The sequence below is a fragment of the Nostoc sp. DedQUE12b genome (assembly GCF_034530835.1).
Classification (GTDB): domain Bacteria; phylum Cyanobacteriota; class Cyanobacteriia; order Cyanobacteriales; family Nostocaceae; genus Nostoc.
Window position 1 is genome coordinate 198,376 of the sequence record NZ_JAVRCI010000001.1, and the last position, 13,244, is coordinate 211,619.

The 13,244-nt window shown below is 42.6% G+C and carries 15 protein-coding genes and 1 pseudogene; 7 read left to right on the plus strand and 9 right to left on the minus strand.

Translation table 11 applies throughout. From position 1 onward, the window contains the following. Nucleotides 1-131: 131 nt before the first annotated feature. Together glgA and RMY16_RS00640 are read left to right on the plus strand one after the other, a co-directional pair. Complete coding sequence (glgA, locus tag RMY16_RS00635; protein ID WP_322734733.1) at nucleotides 132-1,568, plus strand: glycogen synthase GlgA; 1,437 nt, start codon at nucleotides 132-134, stop codon at nucleotides 1,566-1,568. Nucleotides 1,569-1,650: 82 nt separating this feature from the next. After that, nucleotides 1,651-1,836 (plus strand): hypothetical protein, encoded by a 186-nt coding sequence (locus tag RMY16_RS00640; protein ID WP_322734734.1) that lies wholly within the window; start codon nucleotides 1,651-1,653, stop codon nucleotides 1,834-1,836. Here RMY16_RS00640 and RMY16_RS00645 read toward each other — a convergent pair. Continuing rightward, entirely contained in the window at nucleotides 1,807-3,075 is a 1,269-nt protein-coding gene (locus RMY16_RS00645) for a HEAT repeat domain-containing protein (RefSeq protein WP_322734735.1), read from the minus strand. The genes RMY16_RS00640 and RMY16_RS00645 overlap by 30 nt on opposite strands. A gap of 614 nt (nucleotides 3,076-3,689) precedes the next feature. Here RMY16_RS00645 and RMY16_RS00650 point away from each other — a divergent pair. Together RMY16_RS00650 and RMY16_RS00655 are read left to right on the plus strand one after the other, a co-directional pair. Further along, entirely contained in the window at nucleotides 3,690-3,929 is a 240-nt protein-coding gene (locus tag RMY16_RS00650; RefSeq protein WP_322667616.1) for a hypothetical protein, read from the plus strand. A 32-nt stretch (nucleotides 3,930-3,961) separates the two neighbouring features. Further along, on the plus strand, nucleotides 3,962-4,870 hold the full coding sequence (locus RMY16_RS00655) for a HEAT repeat domain-containing protein (RefSeq protein ID WP_322734736.1): 909 nt from the start codon (nucleotides 3,962-3,964) through the stop codon (nucleotides 4,868-4,870). Between the two features lie 51 nt (nucleotides 4,871-4,921). Here RMY16_RS00655 and RMY16_RS00660 read toward each other — a convergent pair whose 3' ends face one another. From RMY16_RS00660 to RMY16_RS00675, 4 genes are all read right to left on the minus strand, one after another. Next, nucleotides 4,922-5,530 carry a HEAT repeat domain-containing protein gene (locus tag RMY16_RS00660; RefSeq protein ID WP_322734737.1) on the minus strand — a complete coding sequence of 203 codons (609 nt, stop codon included), beginning with the start codon at nucleotides 5,528-5,530 and terminating at the stop codon, nucleotides 4,922-4,924. A 180-nt stretch (nucleotides 5,531-5,710) separates the two neighbouring features. Beyond that, on the minus strand, nucleotides 5,711-6,205 hold the full coding sequence (locus RMY16_RS00665; protein WP_322734738.1) for a bleomycin hydrolase: 495 nt from the start codon (nucleotides 6,203-6,205) through the stop codon (nucleotides 5,711-5,713). Between the two features lie 78 nt (nucleotides 6,206-6,283). Then, on the minus strand, nucleotides 6,284-6,841 hold the full coding sequence (locus RMY16_RS00670; RefSeq protein ID WP_322667613.1) for a bleomycin hydrolase: 558 nt from the start codon (nucleotides 6,839-6,841) through the stop codon (nucleotides 6,284-6,286). A 277-nt stretch (nucleotides 6,842-7,118) separates the two neighbouring features. Beyond that, nucleotides 7,119-7,289, minus strand: a complete 171-nt coding sequence (locus RMY16_RS00675; protein WP_242060871.1) for an NblA/ycf18 family protein — start codon at nucleotides 7,287-7,289, stop codon at nucleotides 7,119-7,121. A 303-nt stretch (nucleotides 7,290-7,592) separates the two neighbouring features. Between RMY16_RS00675 and RMY16_RS00680 the strand changes: the two genes are divergently transcribed. The 3 genes from RMY16_RS00680 to RMY16_RS00690 all read left to right on the plus strand — a co-directional run bounded on the left by RMY16_RS00680 (nucleotide 7,593) and on the right by RMY16_RS00690 (nucleotide 9,974). Next, the gene (locus RMY16_RS00680) at nucleotides 7,593-8,201 is read left to right on the plus strand and encodes a phycobiliprotein lyase (RefSeq protein WP_416211633.1); all 609 of its coding nucleotides are present in this window, start codon (nucleotides 7,593-7,595) and stop codon (nucleotides 8,199-8,201) included. Continuing rightward, nucleotides 8,198-8,746, plus strand: coding sequence for a hypothetical protein (locus RMY16_RS00685; protein WP_322734739.1), 549 nt, complete (start codon nucleotides 8,198-8,200; stop codon nucleotides 8,744-8,746). Before RMY16_RS00680 ends, RMY16_RS00685 begins: the two co-directional genes overlap by 4 nt. A 460-nt stretch (nucleotides 8,747-9,206) precedes the next feature. Further along, entirely contained in the window at nucleotides 9,207-9,974 is a 768-nt protein-coding gene (locus RMY16_RS00690) for a phycobilisome rod-core linker polypeptide (RefSeq protein ID WP_322667611.1), read from the plus strand. A 243-nt stretch (nucleotides 9,975-10,217) separates the two neighbouring features. On the opposite strand, the gene RMY16_RS00695 is transcribed toward RMY16_RS00690, so the two are convergent. The 4 genes and pseudogenes from RMY16_RS00695 to RMY16_RS00710 form a co-directional block, all read right to left on the minus strand. Next, the gene (locus RMY16_RS00695; protein WP_322734773.1) at nucleotides 10,218-11,135 is read right to left on the minus strand and encodes an RluA family pseudouridine synthase; all 918 of its coding nucleotides are present in this window, start codon (nucleotides 11,133-11,135) and stop codon (nucleotides 10,218-10,220) included. A gap of 218 nt (nucleotides 11,136-11,353) precedes the next feature. Further along, nucleotides 11,354-12,004: a Uma2 family endonuclease gene (locus RMY16_RS00700; protein ID WP_322734740.1), complete on the minus strand. Its 651-nt coding sequence runs from the start codon at nucleotides 12,002-12,004 to the stop codon at nucleotides 11,354-11,356. Between the two features lie 154 nt (nucleotides 12,005-12,158). Then, nucleotides 12,159-12,509 (minus strand): DUF952 domain-containing protein, encoded by a 351-nt coding sequence (locus RMY16_RS00705; RefSeq protein WP_322734774.1) that lies wholly within the window; start codon nucleotides 12,507-12,509, stop codon nucleotides 12,159-12,161. A 123-nt stretch (nucleotides 12,510-12,632) separates the two neighbouring features. Continuing rightward, nucleotides 12,633-13,199 (minus strand): annotated as a pseudogene (locus tag RMY16_RS00710) (HAD family hydrolase); the annotation flags it as partial. Nucleotides 13,200-13,244: the final 45 nt, after the last annotated feature.

The following is a 13,244-nucleotide window of genomic DNA, read 5'->3' on the forward strand; positions in this document are numbered from 1 at the left end:
GGGCAAGCCAATGTGATTAGATAAGAATTGATCGCCGTTGCACTAAAGATGTGCCAGACGCGACAAGTCGCGTTGGTCGAGATTTGAGAAAGTTAATTTGACAATATAGACTCAGGGAAGCAAAAATTACCATGCGGATTCTATTTGTTGCAGCAGAAGCAGCACCCGTTGCGAAAGTAGGAGGAATGGGTGATGTTGTCGGGGCATTACCCAAAGTCCTGAGAGAAATGGGGCATGATGTGCGGATATTCTTGCCTTACTACGGCTTCCTGCCAGACAAAATGGAAATTCCCCAAGAACCGATCTGGTGGGGAGATGCCATGTTCCAGCACTTCGCAGTATACGAAAGTGTTCTGCCTGGTACTGATGTTCCCTTGTACTTATTTGGACATCCGTCTTTCATGCCGCGCCGCATCTATTCTGGAGATGATGAAGATTGGCGGTTCACATTGTTTGCTAATGGTGCAGCCGAGTTTGCCTGGAATTACTGGAAGCCAGAAATTATCCATTGCCACGATTGGCACACAGGAATGATTCCGGTGTGGATGCACCAAGATCCTGATATCACCACAGTGTTTACCATCCATAACCTGGCTTATCAAGGGCCATGGCGTTGGTATTTAGAGAAAATTACTTGGTGTCCCTGGTATATGCAAGGACACAACACAATGGCGGCGGCGGTACAATTTGCCAACAAGGTAAATACAGTTTCACCCACCTATGCGGAGCAAATCAAGACACCTACTTACGGTGAAACATTAGAAGGGTTGCTGTCTTTTATTAGCGGTAAATTATCTGGAATTATCAATGGTATTGATACTGAGGTATATAACCCAGAAAATGACAAATACATTGAGCAAACCTTTAGTACTGATACTTTAGATAAACGCAAAGCCAATAAAATTGCTTTGCAACAAGAATTAGGATTAGAAGTCAACTCCAAAGCCTTTTTTGTTGGGATTGTTACCCGATTAGTGGAACAAAAAGGCATTGATTTGATATTGCAAATCCTTGATCGCTTCCTATCTTATACAGATGCCCAGTTTGTACTGTTAGGGACAGGCGATCGCAACTATGAAACTCAGATGTGGCAATTAGCATCCCGCTTCCCCGGACGCATGGCAACTTATCTACTGTATAACGATGCCCTGTCTCGCCGCATCTACGCTGGTACTGATGCTTTCTTGATGCCTAGTCGTTTTGAACCATGCGGTATTAGCCAAATGATGGCTTTGCGCTACGGTTCTGTACCCATTGTCCGCCGTACTGGTGGATTAGTGGACACCGTAACCCATCACGATCCTGAAAATGCTGTTGGTACCGGTTATTGCTTTGATCGCTATGAACCCCTAGACCTTTTCACTTGTATGATCCGAGCTTGGGAAGGCTTCCGTTTCAAACCGCAATGGCAAGAACTACAAAAACGGGGTATGAGTCAAGATTTTAGTTGGTATCAATCTGCTAAAGAGTACGTAAAGTTGTACAGGTCAATTTTCGGTTTGCCAGAAGAAGAGGAGACACCAGAACCAAAGTTAGTTTTAAACGAAGCAGTCACCACTAGTAAGTAAAAGGGCAGTTAGAAACCGCGTCTACATAGGCAAAACCCACTTCCGTGGGTTTAAAACCTCAATTTTTCCTTAGTCCGCAGAGGTGGTCACTAACCCTGTCGTACCACTTACCTACGGCACGCTGTGCGAACGTGGAAGCAAGCTACGCGCAGCGTCTCGTAGAGAAGTGCGGACTACCCTGCGGGAAACCGCAAAGCGTCTATGTTTGCATAGCCGCGACTTCCACTCACCAGCGCTATTAGTTACTCGTCGCTTTCGCCCTAATTAACCAGTCACGATCACCAGTGCAAATTTCCCGACCGGAGGAGTCTCCTAAACGGTCTAGCGCTAATAAACAAGCGTATTTCAAATCCCAAATCGGTGTATTCAGGCAAACTTTGATTTCAGGAATTGCTCGTGAATCACCCAATTCACCAAGAGCGATCGCACACGCCGCACGAGATTTCTGAAACTGAGGTTCGCGGTTGTGCAGATTTTCTATTAATAAATCGTAGGCGGGTGCATATTTTAGCCAACCGAAAAGTTTCATCACATGATAATGAGCGCCATAGTCGTTATATGCTTTGTCGGCATAAGTTACTATAAGTGCTTGGGGTGCTTCTTGTGGATAGATATCTAGTAAGGTTTTTGTCGCTAAATAGCAACGTCCAAAATCGGTTTCGTAGAGTTCGTTAATTACAAAATCTAGAACAGGGGTAGCATCATACTCATGTACTAGATCGAGATCGTTGGGATGATCGTAGAGTACTTGCTCTAAGTAAGGTTGAATTTCTGTAAAGGTAATTTCACCACTGGGAACCCCTGCATCCAAAAGCATCCGCAATGCTCGCAACCGAAACACTAGAGATACAGGACAACGGGCAATTTCTGGGATGGCTTTGTAGTAGCGGGAATCAATCAGGTCTTGAATGCAACCGCGCCGTGCATTGACACTAGAACTTTGTAGTAGCGCTATCACTTCACTAATTTGGGAATAGTCACCCGTGAAGCGACAAACTGTAGCGATCGCCGCACTACGGGTAGGTTCATCCTCAGATAAAGTAAATTTTCGCACACGTTCTAGAGACGGTTGATAGTCTGCGTTAGCTAGAGTGTGAATAATGACTCGATAGATTTGACCTGGTTTATCAAGCAGTTGTGCCACCTCTTCGAGAATTTCTGGCTCTCTAGTGCCAATTTCCCCAATTGCCCACACAGTATTTTCAACAGTATAAATATCATCATCTTGAAGGCACTGCCGAATTACAGGTAAAGCTGATTGTGCCTGCAATCGCCCCAAGCTTTCTACAGCTTTGCGTCGAACAATGCGGTGGTCTAACTCATCAGGGTTACTAGTTTCAATCGCCCGCACCAAAGCCGCGATCGATTGTTGAGTGGGGAAGTTAATTAAATGGGAAACAGCAATATATTTATCAGAAGCGTCTTCGAGTTGTTCTAATGGTGTATCAATAATTGCGATCGCTTCTTCTTCTGTTAGCCCAAACATTTTAAAAAAACGTTTATCCATTGATCTGTAAATGGCTCTTGGATAATTGCTTTGAAGTCACTTTTACTATCGTACTAGGGACTGGGTACTAGTTATTGGGCATTGGAAAATAGCGGTAAATTATATTTGAGGATTAAACGACTAAAAAGAGCGGATCATTGCCCTCAAAAAAGCTGTATAAAAAGCTATTCATCTTCATTTTTTGATGGTCTTCACTCTCGCGCTGTTGCAATACGGTTCGGATAAGCATTTTGAACTCAGAATTACCTTTGGGGAAAAGGTTAAAGGTTAAGGGTTAAAAGTTTTTTCCCCCTTTCCCTTTCCCCTTTAACCGAACCGTATTGCACGCTGTTAGGTGTTCCACTCCAAAACAATACGCTCTAGCATTTCAGCTTGCGTACAGTGATGTACAGCAGCGTGCTTAAAAGACTTATCAGAAATGTAGTTGGGTTAGACTTTTGAAGATTTACATCAAAAAGCTTTACCAGTGGTAACGCGATCTGAGAAGATCGAAATACATACATTTGTCAGCTATTAGTTAGTTGCTTCTCTTTAGAGAATAACCAAATACAAAGATTCTTTGGAAGACTGACTACACATCATTCATATAAACACGCATTTAGGAAACAAAACTTATGGATGAAACCTCAGAACTTACAACAACCAATAACGTCACTGCTCAAGATGTAGCAGAAGTGATTGCAGAACTTGAGCAATATCGGGAACGTCTAGTTCAAGAAACTACGGAAACGGCAAAACGGGCTAAGTTGATGAGAGTAAGCGTTATGGCAAAACTAGAGCCTGAGCTTGCCAAGATTGATTCTGCCCTCCAGGAACTCCGTAATCAGCAGGCTGCCTTGAGTGGAAGCAACTAGTCATTTGTCTTGATAATTTAGCTAGAGATTATATGCTAAACTCCGAAACTCAATCCGGTGCAGATTCGTTAAATCTGTCCCATGCAGAAACTGATGCTTTATTTGCAGTAGTGAGCGAGCAATTAAGCTTAAACACCTTCAACTCAGATGACCAAAAACTACTAAAGCAAATGGTTGAGAGTATGGCGGACTCACGAGGCATGGTTAGGTTGAGTTTTGCAGAGGCTTTGGGGAAAATCGGCAAACCAGCCACCCCTTTATTGATGGAAGCTGTGGCAAATCACCCAAACCCAGTTGTGCGGAGAGCCAGTGCTAAAACCTTGACACTCATTGCTGACCCGATCGCAGTTCCAACTTTGGTTAATGCCCTGTTAAATGATGAAGATATGGTGGTCAAAACCTCGTCAGTGGGGGGGCTTGCCAAAATAGGTGAAGCAGCTGTGCCAGCGTTGCTGAAAATCTTAGCGTCAACCGAGTATCCAGAAAGTGCAAAAGGTCATGCAGTATGGGCGTTGGGATTTATTGGGGCAGAAGCCAAAGAGCATTTATATCGAGAGATTAACTCCAACTCCGCTGAAGTTCGGGCTGCGGTAGTGGGTGCGATCGCTAAAATTGCTCAAGAAGGCACTCAAGAAGGAGCATTTAATATTTTAATTAATGCCCTCAACGATCCATCTGAAATTGTCAGGTGTGAAGCAGCAGCTGCTTTGGGTAGCCTGACTTATCGATCGGCAATTCCTAGCCTTGTTGAATTACTACGTCATCCCGATTGGGAAACTCGAAAAGCAGCCGCTTTAGCATTGATGAAAATTGGTGATGGTGCTGTTTTAGAACCCCTGCAAGCCGCATTAACTGAGGAAGAAGAAGCGGGGGTTCAGGCAGTGATGAAGTTGGCGATTTCTCAAATTGAGAGGCAGTTAGAGGAAGAAGCTTGGGAATAAGGCGATCGACATTTCCAATTTGAGCGCATAATTAGCGATCGCTACTCTTTGTTATATTCCGTTATATTTAATCACTTGATCTAATCGGGGCAAAGCGCTCACTGCTGACTCTCGAATATACGGATCAACAGATTCATCATTTGTCAATGCCGTCAGCACTTCCACCCCGCGGATATCACCCATTGAACCGAGTGCATTGACGATCGCTACAGCCACCGCAACATTATCTATTGTTTTCAGAGCTTCAGTCAAAATTTCAAAGGCAGGAGAACCAATCTCACCCAGTGCCATTACAGATGCAATATAAACAACTGGATTAGGGTCATTTAGCGCTGTTTGCAATCCCTGTAAGCCCTCATTCGGGAAGGGAACATCGCGATGATTAGCAGCAACCTGTGCTAGAGCTTTAGCACAACTACCCCGAATGGTTGCATTATCACTCTTTACTAATGACTCTACCAGTAGCGGTACAGCATCTGTACCAATAGCACCCAGTGCTTTTACCGCAGCTCGACGATAAGTGACATCTTCTTCATCTAAAATACCCATCAGCCGAGGAATGGTGTTTTCATCACGGACATTAGCCAGTTCCCACATGGCTCGTTCCCGCAAGTTGGGATTGGGGTGTTTTAACTGTGCAAATAAAGAATCTATTGTCATAAAAGAAAATTTCCCTGTTTAAATCCCCCAAGTTCAATCATTAATTACTAGTTACGAATTAATAACAACTTAGGGACTCTTGGTCAATCACCCAACCTGATACAGGCAAAGCAACAGACTGAGAGTCCCTGAGTTTTAGAGTATGACGATCGCTCGTCTACGTCTAGTCAATCCCTATTACTATGAAAGGGAGTTGATTACGTAGTCGAGAAGATTGCGGAACTCAACCAACGCTTGAGGAGACAAGTCGCGAGGAGCGCAAGCGCGATCACGAGTATGAGTCAACGCGGTAACATAAGGAGCGGTGGGCAGATTCAAAGAGCGATAAACTTCGCGAGCACCTGCAATACCCCACTCATCTAAAGGTCCAGTACCACCCACAACTAAGCTGTAGTTGATCAAGCGTAAGTAGTGCTTGATGTCGCGCAGGCACTTGTCTTTCTTAACTTGAGTGTCGCCAGCTTCACCTTCTTGGCTTAGGTAAGGATATTTCTTGAACGCAGCATCATAACCTTCCTTAGCTACGGCATCGATACCAGAAGCTAGCTTTTCAGCAGCTTCTAGACGAGCTGTAGCACGCTGAATGCTACCTTGAACGGATTCTAGATCGGAGGTGGTTGGAAAACGACCTGCTGCATCAGCAGATCCAATAACTGTAGTGATAACTGATTTCATTGCTTTTTATACTCCAGATTAGATTTGATCGAGTTTTAATTTCAGTTTGCTTGGCTAATAGCCTTTAGCCATGAGCGATTAGCTCAAAGCAGAAATAACGCGATCGAAGTAACTAGCAGCTTCAGCAGCTAGAGCAGAGCAGTCGCCTTGAACAACTTCTTGTTTGCGGAATTTTTTACCAGCGTTAGCTTCAGTGTTGGTGTTGGTGATGTGAGCGACACTGATAGCCTTCAGGATTTGGAAAGCCCGTACAGAAGAGCCAGTGGGTACGCCCAAAGCTGTGTAGGTTTCTTTCAAACCGTTCAAAGCACGATCATCCAATACGGAAGAATCGCCAGCCAACAGCGCATAAGTTACATAGCGCAGAACGATTTCAGCATCACGCAAACAAGCAGCCATCCGACGAGTGGGGTACAAGTTACCACCAGATTGAATCAAACCTGTGTTTTCACAAGCAATTCCAGCAATGGCATCAGAAACCGCGCAGCTAGCGTTGCTGGCGATCGCATTCACTGCATCAAGGCGCTTGTTGCCTTCAGCGATGAAAGACTTCAGGGCTGCCAAGTCAGCACCACCGATAGGAGCGGTTTTGGCATCAGCCGCAATTACAGCTCTGGAAAAAGCATCAAGAACCATGAGTTCTCCTTAATATTCACAAATGGCGGATATTATTTTTGGCGTGTTCTCGATCAGGTTAACTGCGAGTAGCCAAACAAAAACATAGGGGATCAATAGTACCCTAGTCTTTACTATGAGAGACAAAGTAATAATCTGTAATATTTACCTATAATTGGCTGTCCCGATCAAAAAATCAAAATTTAGCCGAAATTGGGCAAAAAATTAAGACTTACGCATTTTCATGGAACTCTGCCATTGCGTAAGTCTTAAGGAAAAAATTTTGTTTTTTACTGTATCAAGCTTGTTTTAGAAGATGTTTGACCAAATTATCTTTCACCATCATCTGCCGTAAAACTTCTAGTAAAAATTCTTGAGCCTCTTGTTGACTCAAATTTTTTACTTGGTCTTTCAAATTTTGTAAGCGAAACTGTTGTTCTAAAGTTAATTCAACTGGAAAGTCCATCATTCACTCCTGTGATTGACTGCATCGAAAGGTATTTTGTTGTTAGTTGAAGACGATCGCTTTCTACTAGTCTAGCACTTAGATATTAAAATGTCTACATTGTCAAGCTATAAGAAATTAGAGTCATAAAAATTTACAATTGCATAATAACACCTCTACATATCCCTTTTTAGGGTGTTTATTGAAGCTGGCCGCTAATCGCTGTAATGTTTAGAATGTTTATATACCAACTACTCTAAAAAGAAAGAACTCGTAAAACATCATCCGCAGGAGCAATAAGTAGGAGTCAGAAGATTGATAGACGCAATGGAATTTTTTCAGCTAAGTGCTGGTAAGTGGCGATCGCAACGTGCAACTCATCATCTGGCGTTCAAGCGCTCAGAGACAGGAGAATCGGATATACAGGTAGAAACTCTCGATGCCGATCATCCCGAAATCATTGAACTGTGCCGATATCATGAGATTGACCCCAGCCTTTCAGTCGGTGGCTCGCGCGTGCGTTGGCTAGGGACAATGGCTTGGGATCGAGAGGACGAGGAGAATCATCAGGGAAAAACCATATTTGCGATCGTGCCTGATAGCGATAATCCAAGGCAAGGCAAATTACTCCGCGAAAGAGGCTACGCCGAAATAGTGCCTGTAGTCGGTCTTTTTCACATGGATGATGAAGATGGACTGGTGTTGACAACCGAATACGAAACAATGAGTTCCATTGAGCGGTTTTGGTTCGCCAGCCCAAATATGCGAATGCGAACCAGTACAGTTAAGCGGTTTGGCGGCTTCAGCACGGCATCATTTTGTACAGAAACACGCATTGAAACTTCTGTTGAGGTTTCCAGTTCAGAAGAAGTAACAGAAAAACTTGAGACAGATGTTCTAGAAAAAAGACAATTTTATTCAGTTTTGGGCTGGTGAACCATCTCAAGCAGAGCGATGCTTTTACTCGCGGGCAAGATTATCTGCGTCTGGTACAGGGACTCGCCCTAGAACCGGGTATGGTGGATGTATTTGATAACCTGCGCGATCGCATTCCCATTTGCACTTGGATCGGCGAAAATATTAACGCTGTAAACGGTCAGATCAACGCCTATCTGGAAGTTTGTCATCAGTGCTTTCATCCCCAAGAGCGTCGCCAAATCCAAATTTTTGCAGTCCCCATAGCTCAATCCTTCGGCATAGATGGGCTATGTAACATTCTCACAAACCCAATTACTATTCTGGTTGATGTTGGTCGAGTTGCACCTAGAGATTGGTTTGGTGTAGTCGTCCATGAATACGCTCATGCCCATCTAGGAGAGTTTGGTCACAATGAGCAGTTTGCTAACATTCTATCTCATCTATGCTTAGGACTGGGATTGGAACCACCCTACTGGGAGGCAGGAATGGAAGCAAGTTTGCGTAGCTGGCCTTACTGTAAATCAACCATAGATCCCCTGGAATTTTGGATAGGTCGTCGTTGAGTCGCTGAGGGAAGCAGAAGGCAGGGGAGCAGGGGAGCAGGGGAGCGGGGAGATGAGGGAGATGAGGGGACAAAGGGATAAACAAAACTCTTAACTCTTAACTCCTAACTCCTAACTCAGCACTCAGCACTCCTAACGCCCAATGCCCCATTAATTTCTTTTGCTAAATGTTAAAAATTATTGCTTCAGTTCAAAAAGGTGAAACTGAATCTCCTAATCTAAAATATGTGAATAAATTTTTTTAGTCATTTACGTAGTCATTAAGCTGGAAGTCTGATTACCTATTTATTGATTAGTTATGGTTTGAATCCAGCAGACTAATCATTTATCCTACGAATACTTAAATTCCTCTTAGTTAAGTTTCGTGAAATTTTATCAGAATCTGAAGTTCTGATACAACTACTCCCTTAATATGTGATTAAAAGTTGTTAACTTTAATTAAGAACATGGAGGCTTTAGAGTGCCACTTCCTCTGTTAGAATATGAACCTTCAAGTCAAAATCAGCGTGTAGCTGGATACGAAGTACCTGGTGATGAACAACCCAGGATTTTCACTACAGACAATATACTTTCTCCGTCAGATTTAGGCGATCTGATTGAAGCAGCATATCGTCAAATTTTCTTTTATGCCTTTGCTGCCGATCGCGAAACATATTTAGAGTCTCAACTCCGTAATGGACAAATTACAGTACGGGACTTTATTCGTGGATTGGTGCTTTCCAATACCTTTAAGAAAAGCTTCTACGACCTCAACAATAATTATCGCTTTGTTGAGCAAGTAATTCAGCGGGTTCTAGGACGCGATCCATACAACGAGCGGGAAAAAATCGCCTGGTCAATTGTAGTCGCTACAAAGGGTATTGTAGGCTTTATTGATGAAGTACTCAACACTGAAGAGTACCTGAGCAATTTTGGATACTCCACAGTGCCTTATCAGCGCCGTCGGATACTGCCATCTCAATCTCAGGGTGAGTTGCCATTCAACATCAAATCTCCGCGATACGAAGATTATCACCGTGCCAAATTGGGTTTCCCTCAAATCATTTGGCAGGTCGAAGTACGCAGATTCCTTCCACAAGAGCAAAAGCCCAAGGCTGGCGATCCAGCTTTATTCTTGGCTTTGGCACAAAGTATCAATGCAACTGGCAATGCTCCACAACGGATCTCGCCATACAACATCGATATCGAAAAGTCTGTACCTTATCGGCAACTGTCAGGAATTAAATAACGATTTTTAGTCGGTGGCTGGCTAGTACATCTATTTGATCGTTTTATAGCGTGCATAAGTCTTGGGTTATGTAGGAGTTTTATTTAGATATAACTAAATGAAACAGACTCTATCCCATGTCTAATGCACGCTAGTTGTTAATTGGGATTGGGCGTTAGGAGTGCTGAGTGCTGAGTGCTGAGTGTTGAGTTAGGAGTTATGCTTGATGTGTTTAAAATTGGGTAGTTTCAGGAGTGGATTAGGTTAAAGTGTCGTTCGTCTTTTTAGTATCTCTAAAAGTTTTGTAAAGTGGGCGGGAGGAGTAGCTGTCACCTCAATCAACTCCTCAGATATAGGATGCTGCAATTTGAGTCGCCAAGCGTGTAGTGCTTGACCAGGCAAATTTACACCCACTGAATGGCCAGAACTATAAACTGGGTCGCCGACAATGGGATGACCCATTTTGCTGCTGTGGACACGAATTTGATGGGTGCGTCCAGTTTCTAATTGAAAGTGAATTAAAGTGAAGTTACCAAGGCGTTCTAATACTTTCCAGTGAGTGACGGCGACTCGTCCGCCTTGTTCAACAGGCATAACAGCCATTTTTTTGCGGTCTTGGGGATGGCGACCAATAGGCAAGTCTATAGTGCCACTTTCAGTTTTTGGCGCACCGTAAACTATGCCCAAGTATTCTCGTCGTGCAGTTTTTGCTTTCAGTTGTGCTTGTAGATGATGATGGGCAATATCTGTTTTAGCGATCGCGATCGCTCCTGTAGTATCCTTATCCAATCGATGGACGATTCCTGGACGCTGAACTCCGCCAATTCCTGGTAAATTAGGACAGTGAGCCAAGAGGGCATTTACCAAAGTACCATCTGGATGGCCGGGCGCAGGATGGACAACTAAACCTGCGGGTTTGTTGAGAATAAGTAACTGGTCGTCTTCGTAAAGGATATCTAAGGGGATATCTTCTGCTTGCAGTTCTAAAGGTTGAACCTCTGGTATTTCGAGAGTGATGCGATCGCCTACCTTGACATTGATCTTCTTAGATGTGCAAACTTGATCGTTAAGTTGGACATTACCCTGTTCGATTAACTGTTGGATGCGAGAACGGGATAAGTCTGGTAATTCTTGGGAAAGGTAACGGTCAAGGCGATCGCCTTTGGTGTTGACGCAGTGTATTGAACTCTTAAGGGGAAGCAAGCTAGGTGTAGCATCCTCAAGTGGAGTTGACAAGCGTTCGCCCTTGGCGTTGGGAGAGCGATCGCTATTTTCTTGGATTTGTAAATTAAATTCGGTCACAATTGCTCTAGATTAACTCCCCTTTTTTAAGTAAAACGCGAAATGCTTTAAAAGGGCGTTATAAATCGCGTCTACCCAGGCAAAACCTTGATTTTACCTTAGCTATTTTGTATTTGTTCTCTTACCGATTGTCGAAACGCTCTAAGTGCTGAACTCATTCCTATAGTTCGCGCCATTTCCACAAACCGAGGAATAAGTTCTGTAATAGAAAAAGTAGGAAATGTGGGGCTGATAAGAGACTTCACGTATTGCTCACCTTGCAGCAAGCTAATTTCTAGGTTTTTGCTTTCATATCGCCAAATTTCAGGTACTCTCAACGCTTCGTAAGCACTAATTTGAGTTTTAGAGGTGACATCAATTTCAATCGCTAAATCAGGAGGAGGGTCAACAGTTAGGTCGATCTTGTCTTTCCCAATCATTAGCTTGTAGTTTTGAATATAAAAACAATCATCAGGTTCGATACCCGCACTTATATCTTTTCGCTTAAACGTAGTTGAACCTAAAGACTCCCAATTCAGATTGAGTTCATCTAACAAAACTTTCACCAAGTCTCCGATAATTACCTTAGATCGTTCGTGTTCTGGTAATGGAGCCATAATTTCTAAAGTTCTTTGGCTGTATGCTACTCGGCTCCTGCGATGTTCTCCTAACTCGTTGAGAATTGCTTCAAATACTGGCCAACTCACATCTTCCAGTATTATTCTTTGCCCTGGTGGAACTCGAATTTGTCTGAGTTCAAGAGTAACCATAGGATTTTAGTTGTTAAATAACTTCATTTTTACTCAAATTTGAGATGAGCGAAAAGGGAATTTTCTCAAATTGGATGTAGCAAACGCCCCAAAACCGATCGCTTAAATTTTCTCCATCTCTCCTCCTCCGTGTCCTCTGCGCCTCTGCGGTTCGTTATTCTAAATCTATAACTTCTTGCGGCAACTCAAATAAACCATCTTCCCCAGCTTCAAAATCAATTACCTGATACACTGCATCAATATTTAACTCACCATAAATATGAGGAAATAATTCCCCTATTTCAGCAGGTTCATAGCGAATTTCAGCTTGAACTTTTTCAGAATCGATAAAAAGTAGTACCAATTCTTTTTGATTATCAAAGAATCTCTTTGCAACCTTGAGTACTTGCATTGATTTTGAACAATGTATAAAACCTTGACTATCTAACGAATCAGCACGATATGTACCAAGATTTTTTGCTTGTTCCCATTGTTGGCGTTTGGTAATATGGAGAATGGTGTTCATAGAAAATTTCGGGATGACTGCGGATTGTAATATTTTCAGAAAATCTTCTAGATTTGTAAAGTCTTTAATTACTTTGGTAGCACCAACATTTGTTAATTTATTATTACCGATTCCAATAAAAGCAATACTCAACTGATAGGCTGCTTTTACATCCCAAACACCATCGCCTACAAAAACAATTTTCCGAAAATTTTCAACTTGATGAACATTTTCTGCTTTGATAATAGCTGTTTTAATAATATCTTCTCGTGAAAGTGCATCATTTGCTGAAGCCAACGGTATCCCTTCTATTGGTAAGTTAGCTTTTTGAAGTTTTAATTTAGCAGACTCACCCCAACCACCAGTTGCGATCGCAACACACCAATCAGGGCCTCGTTGTAATTTAGCTAATACATTTGCCGAACCAGGAATTTCGCTGAATAAATCTTGCTTGTTAATAAACGCTTCCTGGAGGAGGCTAACAAAACGTGCTTTAAGTCTTACTAACTCTTCATTTGAAGGAAGACGTTCTAATTTTTCTTGAAAAATTTGCTGAGTAATTCCAGAATCCGTGGTGTACGCATATTCATTCCAATTTGTATTTATACCAAAAATTCCAAATTCTAATGCAAAAGCACGTACAAAACAATTTTCATCAATTTTGTTGGTATTTGTTAGCGTACCATCAATATCAAAAACGACTAATTGCATAGAAGCGATCGCTCTAAAAAATTATTTTTTAAAATATCACGCAGA